This window comes from Microbacterium sp. 1154, assembly GCF_031455375.1.
Taxonomy (GTDB): domain Bacteria; phylum Actinomycetota; class Actinomycetes; order Actinomycetales; family Microbacteriaceae; genus Microbacterium.
The window spans coordinates 1,732,933-1,751,793 of the sequence record NZ_JAVDSN010000001.1; the positions used below are offsets into that span (position 1 = coordinate 1,732,933).

21 protein-coding genes are annotated in these 18,861 nt (G+C 69.9%); 17 read left to right on the forward strand and 4 right to left on the reverse strand.

Features of this window, described 5'->3' with window-relative positions:
• Positions 1–12: 12 nt before the first annotated feature.
• The 4 genes from miaB to dapF are packed head-to-tail and all read left to right on the forward strand — an operon-like array spanning position 13 to position 3,825.
• Positions 13–1,560 carry a tRNA (N6-isopentenyl adenosine(37)-C2)-methylthiotransferase MiaB gene (miaB, locus tag J2X55_RS08000; RefSeq protein ID WP_309822813.1) on the forward strand — a complete coding sequence of 516 codons (1,548 nt, stop codon included), beginning with the start codon at positions 13–15 and terminating at the stop codon, positions 1,558–1,560.
• Positions 1,557–2,486, forward strand: coding sequence for a tRNA (adenosine(37)-N6)-dimethylallyltransferase MiaA (gene miaA / locus J2X55_RS08005; RefSeq protein WP_309822814.1), 930 nt, complete (start codon positions 1,557–1,559; stop codon positions 2,484–2,486). The genes miaB and miaA overlap by 4 nt, the downstream gene beginning before the upstream one ends.
• The gene (locus J2X55_RS08010; RefSeq protein WP_115920313.1) at positions 2,483–2,932 is read left to right on the forward strand and encodes a GNAT family acetyltransferase; all 450 of its coding nucleotides are present in this window, start codon (positions 2,483–2,485) and stop codon (positions 2,930–2,932) included. The genes miaA and J2X55_RS08010 overlap by 4 nt, the downstream gene beginning before the upstream one ends.
• Positions 2,933–2,970: 38 nt before the next feature.
• The gene (gene dapF / locus J2X55_RS08015; protein WP_115920315.1) at positions 2,971–3,825 is read left to right on the forward strand and encodes a diaminopimelate epimerase; all 855 of its coding nucleotides are present in this window, start codon (positions 2,971–2,973) and stop codon (positions 3,823–3,825) included.
• 62 nt (positions 3,826–3,887) lie between these two features.
• On the opposite strand, the gene J2X55_RS08020 is transcribed toward dapF, so the two are convergent.
• The gene (locus tag J2X55_RS08020; RefSeq protein WP_309822815.1) at positions 3,888–4,532 is read right to left on the reverse strand and encodes a methyltransferase; all 645 of its coding nucleotides are present in this window, start codon (positions 4,530–4,532) and stop codon (positions 3,888–3,890) included.
• Between the two features lie 86 nt (positions 4,533–4,618).
• On the opposite strand from J2X55_RS08020, the gene hflX reads away from it, so the two are divergent.
• A complete protein-coding gene (hflX, locus tag J2X55_RS08025; RefSeq protein ID WP_115920319.1) occupies positions 4,619–6,136 on the forward strand; it encodes a GTPase HflX in 1,518 nt (505 codons plus the stop codon).
• Between the two features lie 226 nt (positions 6,137–6,362).
• Here the strand turns inward: hflX and J2X55_RS08030 are convergent, their stop codons facing one another.
• Both J2X55_RS08030 and lexA read right to left on the reverse strand, forming a co-directional pair.
• A complete protein-coding gene (locus tag J2X55_RS08030; protein ID WP_309822816.1) occupies positions 6,363–8,249 on the reverse strand; it encodes a prolyl oligopeptidase family serine peptidase in 1,887 nt (628 codons plus the stop codon).
• A 260-nt stretch (positions 8,250–8,509) separates the two neighbouring features.
• Complete coding sequence (gene lexA / locus J2X55_RS08035) at positions 8,510–9,199, reverse strand: transcriptional repressor LexA (RefSeq protein ID WP_115920323.1); 690 nt, start codon at positions 9,197–9,199, stop codon at positions 8,510–8,512.
• 258 nt (positions 9,200–9,457) lie between these two features.
• On the opposite strand from lexA, the gene J2X55_RS08040 reads away from it, so the two are divergent.
• From J2X55_RS08040 to J2X55_RS08065, 6 genes are read left to right on the forward strand one after another with little or no spacing between them, the layout of a single operon-like run.
• Complete coding sequence (locus tag J2X55_RS08040) at positions 9,458–9,808, forward strand: LysM peptidoglycan-binding domain-containing protein (protein WP_115920325.1); 351 nt, start codon at positions 9,458–9,460, stop codon at positions 9,806–9,808.
• Between the two features lie 46 nt (positions 9,809–9,854).
• Positions 9,855–10,949, forward strand: a complete 1,095-nt coding sequence (locus tag J2X55_RS08045; protein ID WP_115920327.1) for a histidinol-phosphate transaminase — start codon at positions 9,855–9,857, stop codon at positions 10,947–10,949.
• Positions 10,946–11,560 carry an imidazoleglycerol-phosphate dehydratase HisB gene (hisB, locus tag J2X55_RS08050; protein ID WP_115920329.1) on the forward strand — a complete coding sequence of 205 codons (615 nt, stop codon included), beginning with the start codon at positions 10,946–10,948 and terminating at the stop codon, positions 11,558–11,560. The genes J2X55_RS08045 and hisB overlap by 4 nt, the downstream gene beginning before the upstream one ends.
• The gene (hisH, locus tag J2X55_RS08055; RefSeq protein ID WP_309822817.1) at positions 11,557–12,207 is read left to right on the forward strand and encodes an imidazole glycerol phosphate synthase subunit HisH; all 651 of its coding nucleotides are present in this window, start codon (positions 11,557–11,559) and stop codon (positions 12,205–12,207) included. The genes hisB and hisH overlap by 4 nt, the downstream gene beginning before the upstream one ends.
• 46 nt (positions 12,208–12,253) lie before the next feature.
• The gene (gene priA / locus J2X55_RS08060) at positions 12,254–13,000 is read left to right on the forward strand and encodes a bifunctional 1-(5-phosphoribosyl)-5-((5-phosphoribosylamino)methylideneamino)imidazole-4-carboxamide isomerase/phosphoribosylanthranilate isomerase PriA (protein WP_094733473.1); all 747 of its coding nucleotides are present in this window, start codon (positions 12,254–12,256) and stop codon (positions 12,998–13,000) included.
• Complete coding sequence (locus tag J2X55_RS08065; RefSeq protein WP_309822819.1) at positions 12,984–13,784, forward strand: SseB family protein; 801 nt, start codon at positions 12,984–12,986, stop codon at positions 13,782–13,784. Before priA ends, J2X55_RS08065 begins: the two co-directional genes overlap by 17 nt.
• A 292-nt stretch (positions 13,785–14,076) precedes the next feature.
• Here the strand turns inward: J2X55_RS08065 and J2X55_RS08070 are convergent, their stop codons facing one another.
• Positions 14,077–14,502, reverse strand: a complete 426-nt coding sequence (locus tag J2X55_RS08070; RefSeq protein WP_396653249.1) for a DUF1844 domain-containing protein — start codon at positions 14,500–14,502, stop codon at positions 14,077–14,079.
• A gap of 244 nt (positions 14,503–14,746) precedes the next feature.
• Between J2X55_RS08070 and infC the strand changes: the two genes are divergently transcribed.
• The 6 genes from infC to J2X55_RS08100 all read left to right on the forward strand — a co-directional run bounded on the left by infC (position 14,747) and on the right by J2X55_RS08100 (position 18,824).
• Positions 14,747–15,373, forward strand: a complete 627-nt coding sequence (gene infC, locus J2X55_RS08075; RefSeq protein ID WP_115920336.1) for a translation initiation factor IF-3 — start codon at positions 14,747–14,749, stop codon at positions 15,371–15,373.
• Positions 15,374–15,419: 46 nt separating this feature from the next.
• Positions 15,420–15,614 carry a 50S ribosomal protein L35 gene (gene rpmI / locus J2X55_RS08080; RefSeq protein ID WP_013583375.1) on the forward strand — a complete coding sequence of 65 codons (195 nt, stop codon included), beginning with the start codon at positions 15,420–15,422 and terminating at the stop codon, positions 15,612–15,614.
• 29 nt (positions 15,615–15,643) lie between these two features.
• Complete coding sequence (gene rplT / locus J2X55_RS08085) at positions 15,644–16,027, forward strand: 50S ribosomal protein L20 (protein ID WP_309822820.1); 384 nt, start codon at positions 15,644–15,646, stop codon at positions 16,025–16,027.
• Between the two features lie 113 nt (positions 16,028–16,140).
• Complete coding sequence (locus J2X55_RS08090; RefSeq protein ID WP_115920338.1) at positions 16,141–16,938, forward strand: RNA methyltransferase; 798 nt, start codon at positions 16,141–16,143, stop codon at positions 16,936–16,938.
• Positions 16,939–17,013: 75 nt separating this feature from the next.
• Positions 17,014–17,772 (forward strand): amino acid ABC transporter ATP-binding protein, encoded by a 759-nt coding sequence (locus tag J2X55_RS08095; RefSeq protein ID WP_115920340.1) that lies wholly within the window; start codon positions 17,014–17,016, stop codon positions 17,770–17,772.
• A gap of 131 nt (positions 17,773–17,903) precedes the next feature.
• Positions 17,904–18,824, forward strand: coding sequence for a glutamate ABC transporter substrate-binding protein (locus tag J2X55_RS08100; RefSeq protein ID WP_115920342.1), 921 nt, complete (start codon positions 17,904–17,906; stop codon positions 18,822–18,824).
• The last annotated feature ends 37 nt before the right edge of the window (positions 18,825–18,861 follow it).

An 18,861-nucleotide genomic window follows, 5' to 3' on the forward strand; every position in this document is an offset into this window, starting at 1 on the left:
CTTGCTCGCATCATGACCACCCCCGCTTCGACCCCGACGCTCATCGCGCCGTCCACCGCTGCTCACGGCGTCGACGGTCCCCGCACCTACGAAGTCCGCACGTTCGGCTGCCAGATGAACGTGCACGATTCGGAGCGGCTCTCCGGCTCTCTCGAGAGCGCGGGGTACGTCCGAGCGGAGGCCGGCGCCGAAGCCGACGTCGTCGTGATCAACACCTGTGCGGTGCGTGACAACGCCGCCGGCAAGCTCTACGGGACCCTGGGGCACCTGAAGTCGCGTAAGGACGCCCGCGCCGGGATGCAGATCGCCGTCGGCGGGTGCCTCGCCCAGATGGACAAGGACGCCGTTCAGCAGAAGGCCCCGTGGGTCGACGTGGTGTTCGGCACGCACAACATGGGTTCGCTCCCCGGCATGCTCGAGCGCGCGCGTCACAACGGCGAGGCCGAGCTCGAGATCCTCGAGTCGCTGGAGATCTTCCCGTCGACGCTGCCGACCAAGCGCGACTCCATTCACAGCGGGTGGGTGTCGATCTCGGTCGGCTGCAACAACACCTGCACCTTCTGTATCGTCCCGAGCCTGCGCGGGAAAGAGAAAGACCGGCGTCCCGGTGACATCCTGAACGAGATCCGCTTGCTCGTCGACGACGGCGCCATCGAGGTCACCCTTCTGGGGCAGAACGTCAACTCGTACGGGGTCGAGTTCGGTGACCGCCTGGCCTTCGGCAAGCTCCTGCGTGCGGCCGGAGAGATCGACGGTCTCGAGCGCATCCGTTTCACGAGCCCTCACCCCGCCGCGTTCACGGACGATGTGATCGCGGCCATGGCGGAGACCCCCGCCGTCATGCCGCAGTTGCACATGCCGCTGCAGTCTGGCTCGGACCGCATCCTGAAGGCCATGCGCCGGTCGTACCGGAGCGAGAAGTTCCTCGGCATCCTGGACCGTGTGCGCGAGCGCATCCCGAACGCGGCCATCACGACCGACATCATCGTCGGTTTCCCCGGCGAGACCGAGGAGGACTTCCAAGAGACGCTGCGGGTGGTCGAGGCCGCGCGATTCTCGAGCGCCTTCACGTTCCAGTACTCGATCCGCGAGGGTACCCCCGCCGCGACCATGGCCGACCAGGTGCCGAAGGCCGTGGTGCAGGAGCGCTACGAGCGACTTCTCGCGCTGCAGGACCGCATCGCCGCGGAAGAGAACCAGAAGCAGCGGGGACGCACGCTCGAGGTGCTCGTCTCGGCGGGCGAGGGCAAGAAGGACGCGTCGACCCACCGTCTCACCGGTCGCGCCGAGGACAACCGCCTCGTGCACTTCGAGCTGCCCGCGGGGTCGCCGGTTCCGCGTCCCGGCGACGTCGTGTCCGTCACGGTGACCCATGCCGCTCCGTTCCACCTGCTCGCCGACGCTCCCGACGGCGCTCCGCTGCGTATCCGTCGGACGCGCGCGGGTGACGCGTGGGATCGCTCGCAGGCGGAGTCGTGCGGTGTTCCTGCTCCCGCCGACGAGAGCGGCGCCCCGCGTGCGGTCTCGCTCGGACTCCCCACCCTCCGCGTCGGCGTGTGACCGAGCCGGTCCTGTGGGCCGTCGTCGGTGCGACGGGGACGGGTAAGACCGGGCTCTCGCTCGATCTCGCCGACGCTCTGGCGGCCGACGGACGGCGGGCGGAGATCGTCAACGCCGATGCCATGCAGGTGTATCGCGGCATGGACATCGGCACCGCCAAGCTCCCCGAGACGGAGCGTCGCGGCATCCCGCACCATCTCTTCGACGTTCTCGCCGTCACCGACGAGGCCGCGGTGGCCTGGTACCAGCATGCCGCCCGCACCGCGATCCGCGAGATCCACGGTCGGGGATCCGACGCGATCCTCGTGGGCGGCTCGGGGCTCTACGTCTCGAGCGTCCTGTGGGACTTCCGCTTCCCGCCGCGCGACGAGAAGCTGCGCGCCGAACTCGAGGACGAGCTCGAACGACACGGTGCGGGGGTGCTCTTCACCCGCCTGCGCGAGGCCGACCCCGCGGCCGCCGAGCGCATCGACCCGCGCAACGGTCGCCGGGTCGTCCGCGCTCTCGAAGTGCTCGCGCAGGGCGTCGAGACGCACGGCGGTGCTCTCCCCGAGGCGCCGGAGTTCTGGCATCCCGACACGCGGATCGTCGCGACCGCCCTCGATCGCGAGGAGCTCGTTCCCCTGCTCGACGCACGCGTCGAACGCATGTGGGCGGACGGACTCGTCGACGAGGTCGAGGCGTTGCGTGCGGACGGCCTCGAACGCGGCGTGACCGCGGGGCGGGCGATCGGGTACGCGCAGGCCCTCGCCCAGCTGAGGGGCGAGGTGACCCGCGCCGAGGCCGTCGCCGAGACCCAGGCGCTCACTCGGCGTTACGCGCGTCGGCAGGTGTCGTGGTTCCGGCGGTACGACACGGCCCGGTGGGTGGATGCGCGGGCGGTGGATGCCGCTCGGCTGGCATCGGGAACGGGGGAGGAATCGTGACGATCGACATCCGTGCGTTCGCGCCGAGCGACGAAGACGTCGTCGTGGCGCTCTGGGAGGAGGCGGGCCTCACGCGTCCCTGGAACGACCCGCGCGCGGACATCCGCCGGAAACTCACCGTGCAGCCGGAGCTGTTCCTCGTCGCGGTCGAGGGGAGCCGGGTCGTCGGCAGCGTGATGGCCGGGTACGACGGCCACCGTGGCTGGCTGTACTACCTCGCCGCCGCGGCGTCGCACCGTGGGCGGGGGATCGGCCGGATGCTCGTCGCCGAGGCGGAGCGGCTGCTCGAGGCGATCGGGTGCCCGAAGGTGCAGCTCATGGTGCGTCCCGACAACACCGGCGCCCGCGGCTTCTACGACGCGCTCGACTACGAGCCCTTCGAGACGTGGGCGACCGGTAAGCGGCTCGTCGTGGACGGTCCCGGCGGGCCGCAGGCATCGGCCTGATCGTCGAGCGGGTGGCGACCCCTCTCTAGACTGGGCGCATGGCGACACTCGCGTTCACCAAGGGCCACGGCACCGGCAACGACTTCGTGGTGGTGTCCGACCCCGATGGGGAGCTCGACCTCTCCGACGCGCAGATCGCGGTCCTGTGCGACCGCCACTTCGGTATCGGCGCGGACGGTCTGCTACGGGTGGTCCGGTCCGAGGCCCTCGACGAGGGCGCCGAGGCCGCGGCATCCGGTGCCGAATGGTTCATGGACTACCGCAACGCCGACGGGTCGAAGGCCGAGATGTGCGGCAACGGCACGCGCGTCTTCGCCCGCTACCTCAGCGACACCGGCCTCGCCTCGCTCGACGGGGGCCTGCGCATCGGCACCCGCGCGGGTGTGAAGACGCTGACGCGCAGCGACCGCGGCTTCGAGGTCGACCTGGGTGTCTACGCGATCGAGGGCGACGAGACGCTCGTGCGGGCGAAGGGTCTTCCCGTCGCGCGCCCGGGTGTGGGCATCGATGTGGGCAACCCCCACGTGGTGGTGGCGCTGTCGTCGGATGCCGAGCTCGAGGGTCTCGACCTCGCGTACCAGCCGGTGCTCGACCCGGCACCGCGCCACGGCGCCAACGTCGAGTTCGTCGTCCCCGCCGACCCGCTCGTGCGCGACGGGGTCGGTGCCATCCGCTTGCGCGTGTTCGAGCGAGGCGTGGGTGAGACCTTGAGCTGCGGCACGGGCGTGGCCGCCGCCGCCCTGGCCGTGCGTCACTGGGCCGGACCCGCCGCCCCCGACTCGTGGGTGGTCGATACCCCCGGCGGCACGCTCGGTGTGCGAGTGTCCGAGGGGCGCGTCTACCTGTCGGGCCCGGCTTCCCTGGTGTTCACCGGCGAGGTCGCGCTCGCCTGAGGGCCACGGTCCCGCGCGGGTCGGTCACGCGAAGTGCCGAGACGTCTCGCCGCGAACGGCCGTCAGGACACGACGTCGATGAGCTCGCTCGGCGGCGAGCCGTGCTTGCGCACGCGCAGCACACGGAAGCCCCGGCCCGTCGCGGCACGCTGCACGCTGTACCCCTCGGGGAAGGTCGCCGCGAGCCAGCGCTGCAGGGAGTCGGAGCCGAGGTTGCGCTGGACGACGAACCAGCCGTCGCTGCGCTCCGACAGGCGCGGGATCCAGTGCTGCAGCATGCTGTGCAGCTCGGACTTCCCGACGCGGATCGGGGGATTCGACCGGATGGTGCGGAACGACACGTCGTCGGGAACATCTTCGGGCCGCACCGCGTTGATGTTCGTGAGGTCGAGGGACTGCGCGTTCCGCCTCACGAGATCGAGAGCACGTTCGTTGACGTCGACCGCCCAGATGGTCGCGTGCGGTGAGGCGAGCGCCAGCGACAGCGAGATCGGACCCCACCCGCACCCCAGGTCGAGGAAGTGCCCGCCGGCGGGAGGGGGCGGGGTGTTCGCGAGCAGCACTGAGGTGCCGGCATCCACGTGATCGGGACTGAAGACGCCGCCGGCCGTGACCACCTCGAGTTCTCGACCGGCCAGCGTCACACGAAGGTGGCGGAGCTGCTCGGGACTCGACGGCGACGCGCTGAAGTAGTGCTCGCTCCCCATCACGCCAGGATATCCGACCGGCCCCCGCACCGCGGGGACGGATAAAGTGCCAGAACACGCGGGAACACCGCGAACGGAAGGAACCCATGACCGAACAGACCACACCCCCGAGCACCGACGCGTCTCCGGTGGATCCGGTGGACCGCGTGCTCTCGCGCACCGAAGCGCACCGCGGGGTCCGGGTCTTCGGTGCCGCGCAAGCGCTCCAGGACGTCACGACGGCGTACGGCGGCGACTCCGACGGCGACCAGTGGGACCGCGAAGAACGTGCGGCGCTGCGTCGCGTCGCCGGTCTCTCGACCGAGCTCGAAGACGTCACCGAGGTCGAGTACCGCCAGCTGCGCCTCGAGAACGTCGTGCTCGTCGGCGTGCACCCACAGGGAGAGCAGGCGGATGCCGAGAACTCCCTGCGCGAGCTGTCGGCTCTGGCTGAGACGGCCGGTGCCGTCGTGCTCGACGGCGTGCTGCAGCGTCGGCCCCACCCCGATCCGGCGACCTACGTCGGCCGCGGCAAGGCGGCGGAGCTGCGCGACATCGTCGCCGCCGTCGGCGCCGACACCGTGATCGCCGATACCGAACTGGCCCCCAGCCAGCGGCGCGCCCTCGAGGACGTCGTGAAGGTGAAGGTGATCGACCGCACGACGGTGATCCTCGACATCTTCAGCCAGCACGCCAAGAGCCGTGAGGGCAAGGCCCAGGTCGAGCTCGCTCAGCTCGAGTACCTGCTCCCGCGTCTGCGCGGGTGGGGTGACTCGATGTCGCGCCAGGCCGGTGGACAGGTCGGTGCGGGCGGCGCCGGTATGGGCTCGCGCGGACCGGGTGAGACCAAGATCGAACTCGATCGCCGTCGCATCCGCACGAAGATGGCGTTGCTGCGCAAGCAGCTGCGCGATTTCGCCCCCGCACGCGAGGCCAAGCGCGCCGAGCGCAAGCGCCACACCATCCCCTCGGTGGCCATCGCCGGGTACACGAACGCCGGCAAGTCGAGCCTGCTCAACCGCCTCACGAGCGCCGGGGTACTGGTCGAGAACGCCCTGTTCGCGACCCTGGATGCCACGGTGCGGCGCTCCGAGACGAGCGACGGCCGCGTGTACACCCTGACCGACACGGTCGGTTTCGTGCGGAACCTGCCGCACCAGCTGGTCGAGGCGTTCCGCTCCACGCTCGAGGAGGTCGGCGATGCCGACGTCATCTTGCACGTCGTCGACGCTTCGCACCCCGACCCGGCCGCGCAGCTCATGACGGTGCGCGATGTGATGGGCGACGTCGACGCGAACTTCGGCCAGGAGATCGTCGTCTTCAACAAGGCCGACCTCGTCGGCGAAGACGACCGTCTCGTGCTGCGCGGGCTCGCGCCGAACGCGAAGTTCGTCTCGTCTCGCACGGGAGAGGGCATCGAGGAGCTTCGCGCCGCGATCGAGGACGCCCTGCCGCTCCCCGCGGTCGAGGTGCAGGCGGTCGTTCCGTACGACCGAGGCGACCTCGTCTCGGCCGTGCACGAGAGCGGGCTCATCGTGGCGCAGGAGCACCGCGAGAGCGGGACGTTCCTGCACGCGCACGTGGGCGCCCGTCTCGCGGCCGAGCTCGCCGCGTTCGAAGCCTGATCCACTGTGGGATGACGGGCCCCCGCGCTTCGGTGCGGGGGCCCGTCTCCTCTTCGCGGGTGTGCTGCGGGACGGCTCGTCGGATAGGCGTGTGCGCCTGTGTTCTTCTTTGCGGGTGCTTCGCGGGACGGTTCGCCGGGCAGGCGTGTGCGCCTGTGCTCCTCTTCGCGAATGCGCTGCGGGACGTTTCGCCGGATAGGCGTCTATGCCCGTGCCCCGCGCGGGATCAGTCGAGCTCGAGCGTCGGAACACCCGGAGTCTCGAACCCGAACACCGCGCCCAGGAAGCCGAGTTCGCGCTCGAGCGAGTCGATCACCGTCTCGGACCGTCGGAACCCGTGACCCTCGCCCTCGTACAGAACGTACGCGTGGGGTACGCCGTGTGCGGTCAGAGCGTCGCGGATGGCCTCGGCCTGCGACGGGGGGACCACTCGGTCCTCCGAACCCTGCAGGATGAGCAGAGGCACACGGAAGAGATCCGGGCGGCTCAGAGGTGAGCGCTCGACGTATACGGCCTCGGCCTCGGGCAGGGGCCCGATGAGACCGTCGAGGTAACGCGCCTCGAAGTCGTGCGTGTCCTCGGCCAGGGCGCGGGCGTCTCCGACGCCGTAGCGCGAGATGCCGGCCGAGAACACATCGGTGCGGGTCACCGCGGCCAGCACCGTCCAGCCGCCCGCGGATCCGCCCGCGATGGCGAGGCGCTCGGGGTCGGCGAGACCCGCGTCGGAGAGGGCGGATGCCGCGGCGGCGACGTCATCGACATCGACCACGCCCCACTGCCCCTTCAAGCGATCCCGGTAGGCACGGCCGTAACCGGTGGAGCCGCCATAGTTGACGTCGAGCACACCGATGCCGCGGCTGGTGAAGAACGCGGTTCTCACCGAGGGTGCGGGTCCCACGTGCGAGGTGGGACCGCCGTGGACGAGGACCACGTACGGCGGGCGTTCGCCCTCGACCGGCACGACATCGGGGTGGGTGGGAGCGTAGGCGAAGGCGTGCACCGGGCCGTGCGGGCCGTCGGTGGACAGGGCGCGGGCCGCCGGCATCCATTTGTCGTGCCCGGAGTCGGCGCCGCCGGTGACGAGCTCGACCACGTCGGAATCGAGATCGACGAGCCACAGGCCGGAGCGCCCGCCTCCGTCGGATCCCGAGACGAGCACGCGGGACCCGCGGACGTCGTCGACCCCTGCTCCGGCGACGACGGGGACGTCGACCGGTCGCACGCCGCTGGGGGCGATCTCGACGATCTCGTCGGCTCCGTTCGTGCGGACGGCGACGATGCGGCCGTCGTCGGCCGCGCCGAACCACCGGGTGCCGAGGACCCACAGGCCCCCGCCGGTGTCGGCGTCGGCCGGGGCGAGGGGTTGGGCGTAGCCGTCCAGAGGGCGGCGGAAGAGGTTCCAGCGACCGTCGGGGTCGTCGGCGTAGAGCAGCTCGTCGTCGGCGATCCAGACGGGTTGCAGCGGCGCGCGGCGGTCTCCGCCGGCCAGATCCCGGACGGCGCCCGTCTCGAGGTCGGCGACGCGGAGGGTCGTCGCGTCCCACGGCATGTCGGGGTGGTTCCACGCGATCCACGCCAGGCGGCGGCCGTCGGGGGAGAGGGCGGGCTGCGCCAAGAAGTCGCTGCCCTGGGCGAGGACCTCGACCTCTCCGTCGAGCGGGATGCGCACGATCGCGCGGTGGGGCACGCGCGAAGATCCGTGGGTCTCGCGGATGGCGAGCAGAACGCCGTGCTCCCATCGCAGACCGCCGTGGCGCACGGCGTCGTCGACGGAGGTGAGGGGTCGCGCGGTCTCGCCGGGACGGAGCGCGTACACGCGCTGGTCGGTCTTCTCGACGTAGTACAGCTCACCGTCGTCCGACGCGGTCCACGCGCCGCCCCCGTACTCGTGCACGGCGGAGCGGGCGTTGGCGGGTGCGGGCAGCACCGTGTCGACGGAGCCGTCGGCCCGGCGACGCTTCACCGCGACACGGCCGGCCTCGTGGGGGACCGACTCGCCCCACCAGATCTCGTCGCCCACGAGCCGCGCACCGTCGACGCGCGGCGACGCCTGCGCGACGGACTCGGGCGTGATCGGGGAGGGCCAGGAACCGAAGGGAAGGGTGTCAGCCATGACACCAGCCTAGGCAGGGCCTCCGACACCCGCCGTCGGCCGTCGCACCCGCCCGCGAAGACCGGATCGCGCGAGTCGCGTCGGAATCGGAGAACACGAACGAAATCGGATGCCGAGGCCGATCGCATCCGATTCCGGCGCGAATCTCCGATTTCGACGCGGTGCCTCGCGGGTGCGTCGCCCCGCAGCGGAGTGGTCCCGAACGCACGGAGGGCCGGATGCCGCCGCGCGGGCGGGCATCCGGCCCTCGGTCCGTTCGCTCAGACGGTGCGCAGCACCGCGACGACACGACCCAGCACGACGGCCTCGTCGCCGAGGATCGGCTCGAACGCGCTGTTGCGGGGCAGCAGCCACGTGTGGCCGTCGCGCCGGCGGAACGTCTTGACCGTCGCCTCGCCGTCGAGCATGGCCGCGACGATCTCGCCGTTCTCGGCAGTGGCCTGCGAGCGGATCACGACCCAGTCGCCGTCACAGATGGCGGCGTCGATCATCGAGTCGCCCGAAACCTTGAGCATGAACAGTTCGCCCTTGCCGACGAGCTGGCGAGGGAGGGGGAAGATCTCCTCGACCTGCTGGTCGGCCGTGATCGGGACGCCGGCGGCGATGCGACCGACGAGAGGCACCAGGGCGGCGTCGCCCAGCGCGGGGGCGGCATCGGCGGGGTTCTCGGCAGCGGCGCCGGGGAGGTCGATGAGCACCTCCATCGCTCGCGTCTTGCCGGGGTCGCGGCGGAGGTAGCCGCTGAGCTCGAGCTGGTTGAGCTGGTGGGTGACGCTCGAGAGCGACTTGAGCCCGACCGCGTCTCCGATCTCGCGCATGCTGGGCGGATAACCGTGCCGTGCGATCGATCGCTGGATCACTTCGAGGATCGCCAGCTGCTTGTCGCTGAGGTTCTTCCGCCGCCGCGTCTGCGGCCGCTCGCGGCCGGCGGCGGTCGTCGCGTCGGTCATCTGTGCTCCCCTCGCGCCGCGGAAACCACGGCGGAAATTCGAATGTCGGAGGTTGGTGATGAGGTCTCCGTGTCGAAACCGTATCCGGTCGACGACCCGAAACACACGGAGCCCCACGCGTGTCGCGTTCGATTCGTCTCCGAGACATCGGTTCTTGACACTCGAACAGGTTCGAAGATAGATTCGGAATACAGATTCGCACCACCGCCCTCCCGGCCGAGGGCGGGGTGCGAATCTCTCCCCACCAAGGAGCACACCATGAGCAGCATCGCCCTCACCGCCCCGTCCACCCGCCTGCGCATCACCGCGCGCGGTCGTCGTGTCGTGGCGGTCCTCGTCTCCCTCCCGATCGTCGCCGTCCTCGCCGTGGCGATCGTCGGCGGGGGATCCGCCCTCGCATCCGGCGACGCCGGAGCGCCCGCCGGTTCCTTCACCGAGATCACCGTCATGAGCGGCGAGACCCTTTGGTCCATCGCCGAAGACGTGGCCCCCTCCGCCGACCCGCGCGATGTGGTGGCCGAGATCACGCGCCTCAACGCTCTGCCCGGCGGCTCGGTGTCGGCGGGTCAGCGCATCGCCATCCCCGCCGAGTACGCGCCCGCGGCCTGAGCGCCGCCACCCGGCTCGCGCGCTCCGACCTCCCTCGACGCCTACGATGGGTGGGGTGACCGTACGCCTCGACGACCTTCCTCTTCGCGACGATCTGCGGGGCATGACCCCGTACGGAGCCCCGCAGGCAGCACTGCCCGTGGCGCTCAACGTGAACGAGAACACGCATCCCGTTCCGTCCGAGGTTGCGGACGACATCTTGGATGCCGTGGCCCGAGCGTTGCGTGACGTCAACCGTTACCCCGACCGCGAGTTCACTGGTCTGCGCGAGGCCTTTGCGGGTTACCTCGGGCACGGCCTGAACCCCGATCAGATCTGGGCTGCGAACGGCTCGAACGAGGTTCTCCAGCACATCCTGCAGGCTTTCGGCGGGCCCGGTCGCACGGCGATGGGCTTCGCTCCCACCTACTCGATGTACCCGATCCTCACGCGCGCGACGGGTGCGCGCTGGATCGCCGGAGAGCGCGAGCACGACTTCACCCTGTCGCCCGAATCCGCGGCCGCCCAGGTGCGCGAGCAGCGGCCCGACATCGTCTTCCTGTGCGCGCCCAACAACCCGACCGGCACCCCCCTGCGTCTCGACGTCGTCGAGGCGGTGTACGACGCCACCGATGGCATCGTGATCGTCGACGAGGCCTACGAAGAGTTCGCTCCCCGCGACGAGCCGTCGGCGGTCTCTCTGCTCCCGGATCGCCCGCGTCTGGTCGTCTCCCGCACCATGAGCAAGGCCTTCGCCTTCGCCGGCGCTCGGGTGGGCTACCTGGCGGCCGACCCCGCACTGGTCGACGCTCTCCGCCTGGTGCGGCTGCCGTACCACCTGAGTGCCCTCACCCAGGCGGCTGCCACCGCCGCGCTCGGCCACGCCGAGACGATGCTCTCGATGGTCGACGAGATCGTCGCGCAACGCGACCGGATCTCGGCGACGGTCTCCGCCCTCGGCTACACGGCGCACGAGTCCTGGACGAACTTCGTCCTGTTCGGCGGCGTCCAGGACCCGGCCGCCACCTGGAAGGCGCTGTACGACCGGGGCGTCCTCATCCGCGACGTCGGCATCGCCCACCACCTGCGCGTCACCGCCGGCACCGCGGACGAGACCACCGCGTTCCTCGACGCCTTGGCCTCGGTAGGATCGCGATCATGACCGGCCCCGCCACGCCCCGCACCGCCTCGATCATCCGCGAGACGAGCGAATCCCGCGTCGAGCTCGAGCTCGACCTCGACGGTCGCGGCGCGAGCGACATCTCGACGAGCGTGCCCTTCTTCGACCACATGCTCACCGCGTTCGCGAAGCACTCCCTCACCGACCTCCGCGTCCGCTCGACCGGTGACACCCACATCGACGCGCACCACACCGTCGAAGACACCTCGATCGTGCTCGGTCAGGCCATCCGTCAGGCGCTCGGCGACAAGTCCGGCATCGCGCGCTACGGCGACGCGCTCGTGCCGCTCGACGAGGCCCTTGCTCAGGCCGTGGTCGACATCAGTGGCCGCCCGTACCTCGTGCACACCGGCGAGCCCGCGGGTTTCGAGCACCACCTCATCGGCGGACACTTCACCGGTTCGCTCGTGCGCCACTCGTTCGAGGCCATCTCGATCCACGCCGGCCTGACCGTCCACGTACGCGTTCTGGGCGGACGCGACCCGCACCACATCGCCGAAGCGGAGTACAAGGCGCTCGCACGCGCCTTCCGTCAGGCCAAGGCCCTCGACCCCCTGGTCGACGGCATTCCGAGCACCAAGGGGGCGCTGTGACGCGCAAACCCGTCGTCGCGGTCTTCGACTACGGCTCGGGCAACGTCCACTCGGCGGTCAAGGCGCTCATCGAGGCGGGGGCCGACGCCCGGCTCACCGCCGACCGTTCGCTGCTGCTCGACGCCGACGGCCTGCTGGTCCCCGGTGTCGGGGCGTACGGCGCGGTCATGGGAGCGCTGAACGACAGTCGCGGCGGTGAGATCATCGACCGTCGTCTGGCGGGCGGTCGACCCGTCCTGGGTATCTGCGTGGGCATGCAGGTCATGTTCGAGCGCGGCATCGAGCGCGGCGCCGATACCCCGGGGCTGGGGGAGTGGCCCGGCACCGTCGCCGAACTCGCGGCGCCGGTGCTCCCGCACATGGGCTGGAACACCGTGGCATCCGGTGAAGGAACACGTCTTTTCGACGGGCTCGAGAACGAGCGGTTCTACTTCGTGCATTCGTACGCGGCGCAGGACTGGTCGCTCGAGGTCACCCCGCCGTTCCCGCAGCCCGTGCTGACGTGGTGCACCTATGGCGCGCCCTTCCTGGCCGCCGTCGAGAACGGTCCTCTGTCGGCCACGCAGTTCCACCCGGAGAAGTCGGGCGAAGCCGGCATCCGGCTCCTCGCCAATTGGATCGACGGGCTACGCACGACTACTGTGTGACCTCGTGCCCCGGCTCGGCGAGATGCGCCGAAGGGTGCGAGGAGCCATGAACGATTTCGCGTCCACGCCCGAACTTGTGCTGCTGCCGGCGGTCGATGTCGCCGACGGCAAGGCCGTCCGTCTGACCCAGGGCGAGGCCGGCACCGAGACCAGCTACGGCGATCCCGTCGACGCCGCCGCCGACTTCGCCCGCCAGGGCGCCCAGTGGATCCACCTCGTGGACCTCGACGCCGCCTTCGGCCGCGGCAGCAACGCGAGCGTCATGCGCAAGGTCATCAAGCAGGTCAAGGGCGTGCAGGTCGAGCTCTCCGGCGGCATCCGCGACGACCGTTCGCTCGAAGCGGCGCTCGAGAGCGGTGCGAGCCGCATCAACCTCGGCACAGCGGCCCTCGAGAACCCCGAGTGGGCCGCCGACGTCATCAACCGTTACGGCGAGGCGATCGCAGTCGGTCTCGACGTGCGCGGTACGACCCTGGCGGCTCGCGGCTGGACCCGCGACGGCGGTGACCTGTGGACGGTCCTCGAGCGCCTCGAAGACGCCGGCTGCAGCCGCTACGTCGTCACCGACGTCACGAAGGACGGCACGCTCCGCGGCCCCAACATCGACCTGCTGCGCGAGATGACGCAGCGCACCCCCAAGCCGATCGTCGCGTCGGGCGGCGTGTCGAGCCTCGACGACATCGCGGCGCTGCGGGAGCTCGTGCCCCTCGGCGTCGAGGGCGCGATCGTCGGCAAGGCGCTCTACGCGGGCCAGTTCACCCTGGCCGAGGCGCTGGATGTCGCCGGACACTGACGATTCCCACGGCCACCCCCACGACGCTCACGCGGATTCCGCGGGCGTCCCCTGGGAGGGTCGGAGCTTCCAATCCAACCCGCACTCGGGCGACGACGGTTCGGCCGATCCGGCGCTGCTCGCCGCGCTCTCGGCGTTCCGGGCGGGTGAGGGCGATGCCGGTGCCATCGTCGACGCGTACCGTGACGCGCGCCTGCTGATCCCCCTGGTGGCCGAGAAGGGCGACCACGGCTTCGGGGCGCACGGCCTCGAGGTCGACAAGACGCAGGAGCTGTCGATCGTGACGGTCGCCGCGCCCGACGGTCGCAAGGTGCTTCCCGTCTTCACGTCGGTGTCGGCTCTTCAGGCGTGGGATGCCACCGCCCGACCGGTCCCCGCTGATGGCCGCCGCACGGCGCTGGCGGCGGCGTCGGAGGACACCGAACTGATCGTGATCGACGCGGCCTCCGAGACCGAGTTCGTCCTGCGTCGTCCGGCGGTGTGGGCGATCGCCCAGGGGGAGCCCTGGGAGCCCGCGCACACCTCTCCCTCGATCTTCACGGGCCTGCAGGAGAGCATCTCGGGCGAGCTCGCCGTGCTGGATCTCGCCGTCGAGTCGGGCGACCCCACCGGGCGCCTCCGCGGCCCCGAGCTCGTGGTGCACCTGCAGCTCATGTCCGGCCTCGAGCAGGAGGAGTTGGATGCCACGCTGGCGCGGCTCGCCCGTCGCTGGTCGGCGGACGACCGCATCGCCGTGCTCGTCGACTCCTTGACGGTCAAACTGCACCGCAGCACCGACGCCTGACCCGCTGTACCCCTCGGGCGTGAGCGCGTGAGCGGCCAAAATCTGTCGCTGAGACTCGGCTGAGGCGACAATTCCTGGCCACTCACGCGTCCCACATGCCGGTCGTCACGGTGGAGTCGGCCTGCGGCACAGGATGAGGGAAGCGCCGCTCCCGTACCTTCAGCGGTCACGGAAGAGGCGGCCTGCGGCACAGGACGAAGGGGGTGTCCTTTCCCTGGTCGATCGGGGTAGGGGCCCCGCTCTCGACCTGGGAAAGGGCACCCCCGTAGTCCGGTACCCCAGAACGGCCGACTTACGTGACCGGCCCCGTCCACTTCTCGCCCGGCCCCTTACCGATCGGGTCCTGGATGGTCGACGCTTCGCGGAACGCGAGCTGCAGCGACCGCAGCCCGTCGCGGAGCGAACGCGCGTGCATGTCGCTGATCTCGGGCGCCCCGGCGGTGATGAGGCCGGCCAGCGCATTGATGAGCTTGCGGGCTTCGTCGAGGTCGAGCTGCTGGCCGGGGTCGTCGGCGAGTCCGGTCTTCACGGCGGCGGCGCTCATGAGGTGCACGGCGGCCGTGGTGATGACCTCGACGGCCGGAACGTCGGCGATGTCGCGGGTGGCGGACGAGGCGGCGCGCTCCTGCTCCTCCCAGCGGGCGAGGCGCTCGTCTTCGCCGCCGTGGCGGTGCGCGGCCTGGTCGTCAGCGGGCTGGTCGGAGGGGATCGTGTCCACGTGAATCTCTCTGCTAGACTATGGCGGGCTTCGGAGTGTTTCACTCCGTACGAAAGAGGATCACATCCCACCCGCGCTTGCCGCTCCAGGCTACCGGGTTCCCGCACTCCGCTCCGTGTCGCACGGGGTCGTCAGGGTGCAGAAGCCGGTGCTGAAAGCACTGTGCCGGGTGGCGTGTTCTCCTCTTCGCCCGTGATTCCGATGGATCGCGGCGGCCACCACCCGTACGAAAGAGGAGTTCCGCATCAGCGATCCCCGCACCAACGAGCGCATCCGAGTCCCGGAGGTCCGTCTCGTCGGACCCAACGGCGAGCAGGTCGGCATCGTCCGAATCGAAGCTGCGCTGCGCCTGGCCCAGGAAGCGGACCTCGACTTGGTCGAGGTCGCGCCGAGCTCGAAGCCGCCCGTGGTCAAGATCATGGACTACGGCAAGTTCAAGTACGAGGCCGCTCAGAAGGCCAAAGAGACGCGCCGTAACCAGGCGAACACCGTCCTCAAAGAGGTGCGGTTCCGCTTGAAGATCGAGGCGCACGACTACATCACCAAGCTCAAGCGCGCCGAAGGCTTCCTTCAGGCGGGCGACAAGGTGAAGGCCATGATCCTGTTCCGCGGCCGCGAGCAGTCGCGTCCCGAGCAGGGTGTCCGTCTGCTCCGCAAGTTCGCCGAGGACGTCGCCGAGTTCGGCACCGTCGAGTCGAACCCCACGATCGACGGCCGCAACATGGTGATGGTGGTCGCTCCTCACAAGAACAAGTCCGAGGTCAAGACCGAGCAGAACGCGCAGCGCACGGCGAACCGTGAAGCCGCTCGCAGTGCCGCTCGAGGCGACTCGGCACCCACAGACGAAGCTGCTCCGGCGTCCGCCGAGTAAGCTCCCCGACTCCCGCTCCGTCGGGAACCCCAACGAAGGAAGACAGATGCCGAAGCAGAAGACCCACTCGGGCGCCAAGAAGCGCTTCAAGCTCACCGGTAGCGGCAAGCTCATGAAGCAGCAGGCCGGCATGCGCCACAACCTCGAGGGCAAGGCCTCCAAGCGCACCCGTCGCCTGAACCAGGAGCAGGTCCTGGCCAAGGGTGACTCCAAGGTCGCCAAGAAGCTCCTCGGCCTCTGAGCGCCGACGCACGTTAGGAAGAATGAGAAATGGCTAGAGTCAAGCGGGCGGTAAACGCCCACAAGAAGCGTCGCGTCATCCTGGAGCGCGCGTCCGGTTACCGCGGTCAGCGTTCGCGCCTGTACCGCAAGGCCAAGGAGCAGGTCACCCACTCTCTGGTGTACGCGTACCGTGACCGTCGCAAGCGCAAGGGCGACTTCCGTCGTCTGTGGATCCAGCGCATCAACGCCGCGTCGCGTGCGAACGGTATGACGTACAACCGCTTCATCCAGGGCCTCGGCCTCGCGGGTGTGCAGGTCGACCGTCGTATGCTCGCCGAACTCGCCGTGAACGAGCCCGCCGTGTTCGCGTCGCTCGTCGCGACCGCGAAGGCCGCGCTGCCGGCCGACGTCAACGCCGCGAAGACCGCGTAAGACAGTTTTCCTCGAGACGGGCGTCCTCTTCGGAGGGCGCCCGTTTCGCTGTTCCCGCGGGTCGTTCGCGCGGCGTCCCGAGAAGCATTCCGTCCGCGTCATACACTGGGGGCGTGCTCGAGAACCCCCGTTCGCCGCGGGTGCGCGCCGTGGCCAAGCTCAGCAAGCGCGCTGCCCGCCAGGAGACAGGACTCTTCCTGCTCGAAGGCCCGCAGGCCGCTCGCGAGGCGCTCGCCTGGGCGCCCGAGACCGTGCTCGAGGTCTACGCGACGTCGGCCGCTCTCGAGAAGCACACCGACGTGCGCGACGCTGCCGAGCGGGCGGGCGTCGATCTGCAGGTCACGACCGAAGCGGTTCTGGATGCTATGGCCGACACGGTCACGCCGCAGGGGATCGTCGCCGTGGCGCGCCAGGCCCCGACCGCGCTGAAGGACATCCTCGCGGGGGAGCCCCGCCTCATCGCGATCTGCGAGGAAGTGCGGGATCCCGGCAACCTGGGCACCATCATCCGGGCCGCGGATGCCGCGGGAGCGGACGCCGTGATCCTCACCGGTCGTACCGTGGACCCCTACAACCCGAAGGTCGTCCGATCGACCACGGGTTCGCTCTTCCACCTGCCTGTCGCCGTCGACCTCGAACTGCCCGACGTCGTCGCCCGTGCGCACGAGGCTGGACTGCGCATCGTCGCCGCCGATGTCGAGGGCACCGATTTCCTGGCATCCCGAGACCTTCTCGCCGAGCCCACGGCGTGGTTGTTCGGCAACGAAGCCCGGGGTCTCGACGAGGCCGCTCTGGCCCACGCCGACCTGGCTCTGCGCCTGCCGATCTACGGTCGGGCGGAGTCGCTGAACCTCGCCACCGCGGCGAGCGTCTGCCTGTACGAGACGGCTTTCGCCCAGCGGGCACGCTGACCCGCGCTGTTACAGAACGGTTAAGGCGTGCGCCGGAATGTGGTCGCACGCCCAGCATCCTCATAGGGTGAAGGCATGGCATCCGTTCCCCCGAAGACCGAGCCCCTGGTCGTCGTCTCCGACGTCCAGAAGCACTATGGGCAGTTCCAGGCTCTGAAAGACATCGACCTCACCGTCGACCGCGGCGAAGTCGTCGTGGTCATCGGGCCCTCGGGTTCCGGAAAGTCGACGCTGTGCCGCACCATCAACCGCCTCGAGACCATCACGAGCGGCTCGATCACCATCGACGGCAAGGAGCTTCCCAAAGAGGGGAAGGGCCTGGCCGAGCTGCGTGCCGATGTCGGCATGGTCTTCCAGTCGTTCAACCTCTTCGCTCACCTGACCATCCTCGAGAACGTCACGCTCGGGCCCATCAAGGTCCGCAAGATGAAGAAGGCGGATGCCGAGAAAGAGGCGCGCGCGCTCCTCGACCGCGTGGGCGTCGGGCACCAGGCCGACAAGCTGCCGGCGCAACTCTCCGGCGGTCAGCAGCAGCGTGTGGCGATCGCCCGCGCGCTGGCGATGAAGCCCAAGGTCATGCTCTTCGACGAGCCGACCTCGGCACTCGACCCCGAGATGATCAACGAGGTGCTCGACGTCATGGTCGGCCTCGCCAAGGACGGGATGACGATGATCGTCGTCACCCACGAGATGGGCTTCGCGCGCAAGGCCGCGAACCGCGTGGTGTTCATGGCCGACGGGCAGATCGTCGAGCAGGCGACCCCCGAGCAGTTCTTCACGCGTCCCGAGTCGGAGCGCGCCAAGGACTTCCTCTCGAAGCTCATCACGCACTGACGCACGACCCTGACGGCGACGAACGAGGAGGTTCCTTGCCGAGACAAGAGCATCGCCCGCCCCGAGGCGATCGCGCGCGCCGTCACCGACGACCCCTTTCCGCACAGCACACGTAACCAAGGAGACATCACATGCGTAAGACTCGTTTTCTCGCCGGCGCGAGCATCATCGCCGCCGGCCTGCTGGCCCTGACGGCCTGCAACAGCGGCACCCCGGGTGCGGCCCCCGGTTCCGACGGCGGCAGCGACTCCGACGCCCCCGTGTACGGCGCGGTGGCCACCGATGTGACGATCGAAGGCAGCCCCACCTTCGAGAAGATCAGCTCGGCCGGCAAGATCGTCGTCGGTGTCAAGGAAGACCAGCCCGGCCTCGGCTACCTCGACCCCGTCACGGGCGAGCGCAAGGGCTTCGACGTCGACGTCGCGCGCTGGATCGCCGCATCGCTGGGCTACGACCCGGCCGACACGTCGAAGGTGGAGTACAAGGCGATCGCCTCGGCCAACCGCGAGCAGGCCATCATCAACGGCGACATCGACTACTACGTCGGCACCTACTCGATCACCGACAAGCGCAAGGACCAGATCGCGTTCGCGGGCCCCTACTTCCTGACCGGTCAGGGCCTGCTCGTCGCCGCCGACAACGACACCATCACCGGCAAGGACTCGCTCACCGCCGAGACCACCGTGTGCTCGGTGACCGGCTCGACGCCGATCCAGCGCATCCGCGAGCAGACTCCCGCCAAGGTCGTCGAGTTCGACACCTACTCGCAGTGCGTCGAGAAGCTGAAGAACGGCGAGGTCGACGCGGTCACCACCGACGAGGCCATCCTCCTCGGCTACGCCGCTCAGGACCCCGACAACCTCAAGATCGCGGGCGAGCCCTTCAGCGAGGAGCGCTACGGCGTCGGCATCGCCAAGGGCGACACCGCGTTCCAGGAGTTCGTGAACACCATGTTCACCGACGGCGGCTCCACCTGGGAGGCCATCTTCGAGAAGAACCTCGGCGCCTCGGGCGTCAAGGGCGAGCAGCCGGCGGTCGACCCCGTCAGCTGACGCCCCGGTGCGGGCGGCGCCGCGCGCGCCGCCCGCA